7 protein-coding genes are annotated in these 4,802 nt (G+C 59.1%); all 7 read left to right on the plus strand.

Translation table 11 applies throughout. The annotated features are described in order from the left end of the window. The first annotated feature begins 346 nt into the window (after positions 1–346). Complete coding sequence (locus WAW39_RS21390) at positions 347–784, plus strand: Hsp20/alpha crystallin family protein (RefSeq protein WP_422321195.1); 438 nt, start codon at positions 347–349, stop codon at positions 782–784. Between the two features lie 40 nt (positions 785–824). After that, entirely contained in the window at positions 825–1,205 is a 381-nt protein-coding gene (locus WAW39_RS21395) for an Hsp20/alpha crystallin family protein (RefSeq protein ID WP_422321196.1), read from the plus strand. Positions 1,206–1,312: 107 nt separating this feature from the next. After that, positions 1,313–2,698 (plus strand): APC family permease, encoded by a 1,386-nt coding sequence (locus WAW39_RS21400; protein ID WP_422321197.1) that lies wholly within the window; start codon positions 1,313–1,315, stop codon positions 2,696–2,698. Between the two features lie 42 nt (positions 2,699–2,740). Continuing rightward, positions 2,741–2,989, plus strand: a complete 249-nt coding sequence (locus tag WAW39_RS21405) for a hypothetical protein (protein ID WP_422321198.1) — start codon at positions 2,741–2,743, stop codon at positions 2,987–2,989. Next, positions 2,982–3,263, plus strand: coding sequence for a hypothetical protein (locus tag WAW39_RS21410; RefSeq protein ID WP_422321199.1), 282 nt, complete (start codon positions 2,982–2,984; stop codon positions 3,261–3,263). Before WAW39_RS21405 ends, WAW39_RS21410 begins: the two co-directional genes overlap by 8 nt. Positions 3,264–3,274: 11 nt before the next feature. Then, the gene (locus WAW39_RS21415; protein ID WP_422321200.1) at positions 3,275–4,318 is read left to right on the plus strand and encodes a 3-deoxy-7-phosphoheptulonate synthase; all 1,044 of its coding nucleotides are present in this window, start codon (positions 3,275–3,277) and stop codon (positions 4,316–4,318) included. 195 nt (positions 4,319–4,513) lie between these two features. Further along, on the plus strand, positions 4,514–4,802 hold a 289-nt coding region (locus WAW39_RS21420), incomplete at its 3' end, for a putative quorum-sensing-regulated virulence factor (protein WP_422321201.1).

Consider the following 4,802-nt stretch of genomic DNA (forward strand, 5'->3'; position numbering starts at 1 on the left):
CCGTTGGGGCTGGTGTGTCGCGGAGTGGAGTGGGGAAAGATTGCGACAGTCAGAAGAGAAAACTCAGGGCGCAGTGGTGTCAAAGTGAGCGAAACATGGGTGAAATGAGTGCCATTGAGGCCCGTCATTTTGAGCACTGGTTTGAATTGGCAAAAATGTCTCACTGGTGAGACAGGACGTGCCGTTTATGGCACATCTTGAGAGCGGGTGGGAAGAGTGTGAATTGGTTTAGATAATTGATTTGCAATGAGTTGATTGGAGGAAGGGGTGTCTGGCACGGCTGATGCACGGGTATGAGGTGGAAAGAATCTTCCGACTCAAAAACTCAAACCAAACCACCCAAGCTATGAAACTCATCCGAACCAACCCCTTCAGCCTCAACCGCGTTTCCGACTTCGACGAATGGTTCCGCCATCCGCTGGCCGGACTGCCATCCTTGAGCAGCTTCATCAACAACCTCGGTGAGGTTTTCCCTGGCGTGGCCGGTGACAAGCTGGCCGTGGATGTGCATGAAGACAAAGACAACTACTTCGCCAGCTTTGAAGTGCCAGGCGTGAAGAAGGAGGATGTCAAAATCGAGCTGAACAACGGCATGCTGACCGTCTCTGCTGAAAAGCGTGAGAAGGACGGCGAGAAGGAAAGCTCCTACAGCCTCACCCGCTCGGTGTCCGTGCCAGAAATCGTCAACGCAGACGCCATCGTCGCGAAGCTCGAAGACGGCATCCTGACGGTGACCCTGCCGAAGCAGGAACGCAGCAAGCCACGCACCATCACGCTGAACTGATCTGACCAACAACCATCCCAAAATCCATTCTTAACAAATCATGAACACTACCTGCTCCCCCCGAACCAGCGCTCCCGCCACCTCCGGTGTCACCGAATCCCTGCGCAAACCGCTCTACAACGTCAATGGCAATGCCGAAGCGTTTGAAATCCGCGTCGAACTGCCGGGCGTGCCGAAGAGCAATGTGAAGCTCGACCTTGAGCAAAACATCCTCACGGTGCGCGGTGAACGCAGCACGACCGTGCCGGAAGGCATGAAGGCGCTCCATCGCGAGCTGTCGCCGCTCAGCTATCTGCTCCGACTGCGTCTCAACGCACCTGTGAGCGAGGACCAGATGACGGCGAAGCTGGAAGATGGCGTGCTGACGCTGCGCCTGCCGCTCAAGGAAGTGGCGAAGCCGCGCCAGATCCCGGTGCTGTAAACTGACCTGTGTGTTAACCTCGTGCGCCGCCCTCATCGCTCAAAGACGCGATGGGGGCGGCTGCTTTTTATCTTCCAGCGCGGCATGATCTCGGCTAGTAGCAGGGCATGGAACCCGCCGCGCTTTCTTCAAAGACCGACTCACCGCCCTCTCTGCAGCAAACCATCGGTGGCTGGCAGGTGATGTTTTATGGGCTGGGGTCCATGCTGGGAGCGGGCATTTATGCGCTGATCGGGCGCGCGGCGGATTCCTTGGGGAATGCGGTCTGGCTGGCGTTTTTGACGGCGATGATCGCGGCGATGCTCACGGGGCTGTCTTATGCGTGTGTGGGCAGTCGTTATGCAAGAGCGGGGGGAGCGGCCTATGTGACGCAGCATGGGCTGCACAAGCCGCTGCTGAGCTACGTGGTGGGAATCGCGGTGATGATGAGCGGGCTAACCAGCATGGCGACCGGATCCCAGGCGATAGCGGAACAGCTGGAGAAGGCGTTTGGGTTTGCGCTGGACATCAAGCTGGTGGCCATCGGGATCGTGTTTCTCGTGGGGTGCGTGATTTATCGCGGCCTGCGTGAAAGCATGTGGCTGAATGTGCTTTGCACGGTGGTGGAAGCTTCAGGCCTGCTCTTTATCATCGCGGTGGGCGCCCGGTACTGGGGCGGCGTGAACTATCTGGAAACGGCCAAAGACACGGTGGCAGGCGGGGCGGGCTCCGGCATCACGCTGGCGCTGGTGATGCAGGGGGCGGTGCTGACGTTTTTCTCGTTCATCGGTTTTGAGGACATCCTGAATGTGAGTGAGGAGGTCAAAAACCCGCGGAAGAATGTGCCGTTTGGCCTGATCGGCGCGATGATTTTGGCGACGCTTATTTACATGGCGGTGGCGATCACTGCGGTCTCGGTGGTGCCGTGGCGTGAACTAGCCGCGAGCAAAACACCGCTGATGGATGTGGCGCATCGGGCCGCGCCCTGGCTGGGAGGCATCGACAAGTTGTACCTGGGCATCACGATTTTCGCGATCGGCAACACGGCGCTGCTGAACTACATCATGGGATCGCGCCTGCTGTATGGCATGAGCCGGCAGGGGCTGCTGCCCGCTGTTTTGGGCCGTGTGCATCCCAAGCGGCACACGCCGCATGTGGCGGTGTTTGTGCTGTTTGGCATTGTTTCTGTGCTGATCCTCAGCGGTGGTGTGAAACAAATGGCGGAATCTACGGTGCTGCTGCTGCTGGCGGTCTTTACCGTGGTGAACATCGCCCTGGTGGTGCTGAAGCGCCGCCCTGGAGAGCCGCAGGGAGGGTTTGAGCCACCCATGTTCGTGCCGGTGTTGGGAGCTCTGACCTGCGCCTCGCTGATCTACACGCGCATTCACAGCGCTGTCACAAGCCCTGACGCTTCCATGCAGATCGCGCCGTTGATTGCGGGAGGGATCATTGTGATCAGCGTGGTGCTGTACGCGGTGCTGAAGCCGAAGAATCCGGTGGTGCAGGAAAATTGAAGAAGGGTTGCCAAATCCAGAGCGGAAAACTAAACTGCCACCATGTCCAAGCTCGCTGAAATCCAGGCCGCCGTGGAGAGCCTCAGCCTCGAAGAGATGAACGCCTTCGAGCACTGGTGGCATTCGCAGCCCGGCAAACCCGGTGCGAGGCTTAAAAAGCTCGTTTCAGATGCCTGGGCGGGCCAGTCCGAGGTGCCGCGACAAGTGACCAATGTTTCTGACGAAACGCTGACAGACCGCGCCATCGAACGTTCGCGTGAACTCATCCGGGAACGCGGCTGGCATGTCTAACCTCTACACACTGCGAGAAAGCGAGTTTTATGCGTGGCAGGTGGCGCGGCTGGGGAGCAGCGAGCGAATGGATGATGTGCTCGCCGGTCTTCTCTGGGCCATCGCACGGCTGGCGGATGATTTTCCGCTGGTTCCAGACACCGAAAAACTACGTGTGGCCGAGTCCACGCGGTTCCTGCACGATGACGGCACGCCGCTTCGCCTGCGGATCTGGTTTGTCGTCGCCAGCGAGAACGAGGTGGATCTGCTTGCCATTGAGGCTGAGCCGAGTTGAAGAATATGACCATGAGCCAGACTGCCAACCTCCACATTGCCTCCAACGTTCCGCTGCCTTCACCGCGCAGCCTGATGAGCGAGATCGCGCCGACTGACGCGCAAACCGCTTTTGTAGCGAAATCACGGCAGGAGATTCGGGACATTCTGTTTGGCCGTGATTCGCGCTTCCTTGTGATTCTTGGTCCGTGCTCGATTCATGATCCTGAGGCGGGGCTGGAGTATGCGCGGAAGCTGGCGGCGCTGGCGGAGGAGCTGAAGGACCGGCTTTGCATCGTGATGCGCGTGTATTTTGAAAAGCCGCGCACGACGGTGGGCTGGAAGGGGCTGATCATGGATCCGCATCTGGACGGGAGCTGTGACATCCCGGCGGGTTTGCGACTGGCGCGGAAGATTTTGCGGGATGTGCTGGATCTCGGGATGCCGACGGCGACGGAGCTGCTGGACCCGATCACGCCGCAGTACATTGCGGATTTGATCAGCTGGAGCGCGATCGGCGCACGCACGACAGAATCGCAGACGCACCGGCAAATGGCGTCGGGTTTATCGATGCCGCTGGGTTTCAAGAACGGGACGTTTGGGCACATCACGCCGGCGATCAATGCGATCAAGGCGGCGATGCAGCCGCAGACTTTTCTGGGGGTGAGCGAGGATGGCGTGGCTTCTGCGGTGACGACGAGTGGCAACCCGGACTGCCACATCATTTTGCGCGGGGGTGAAGACGGTCCTAACTATGGAGCGGATGATGTGCGGGAAACCATCGACGGGCTGGAGTCTGCGAAGCTCAAGGCAGCGATCATGATCGACGCGAGCCATGGGAATTGTGCGAAGGACCACCGCCGGATGCCGGATGTGTTTCGGGAAATTGTGCGGCAGCGTGTTGCGGGGCAGAAGGCCATCATTGGCGCGATGCTGGAGAGCAACCTTGTGGGTGGCAGCCAGAAGTTTCCGCAGCCGCTGGAGCAGCTGGTGCGAGGGCAGTCGATCACGGATGCGTGCATTGACTGGGAGATGACGGAGGCGCTGCTGCGCGAGGCTTATGCGGGGTTGAAGTGAGGGAGGCGTGAGTTTGTGGACGTTCGCCCGGAACCGCCTGAAGGCGGGACTACAATACGTGCGCTGGGTTTGCGGTGACATGGAGCGAAGGAAATCGTGCGCTGATCAAGGGTGGCTTGATATTGCTCGGCGATTTCAGGCTTCGTCGTGGGGAATTCTGGTTTCGTGGTTTCTGGCCACGGGTATTGTGTGCGCATGGACGACCTTGCTGCACGGATGCGCGCTGATCTGGAAGAGATCGGGCGGACGTTCATGCCGTTTGGGAAGTATGGGCCGCAGCATTTTCCGCCGAACGGGGTGCCGATTTATGACATTCCGGCGGAGTATCTGGGGTGGTTTGCGAACAAGGCGGGGTTTCCGAAAGGACGATTGGGAGTCCTGTTGCAGATGGTGCACCAGATGAAGGCGGATGGGTCCGACGTGGTGTTTGATGTGTTTCGGAAGAGGTACGGACGCACGGATCTCAAGCCGGCGAAGCGGAAGT

The sequence above is a fragment of the Prosthecobacter sp. genome (assembly GCF_049294395.1).
In the GTDB taxonomy this organism is placed as follows: domain Bacteria; phylum Verrucomicrobiota; class Verrucomicrobiia; order Verrucomicrobiales; family Verrucomicrobiaceae; genus Prosthecobacter.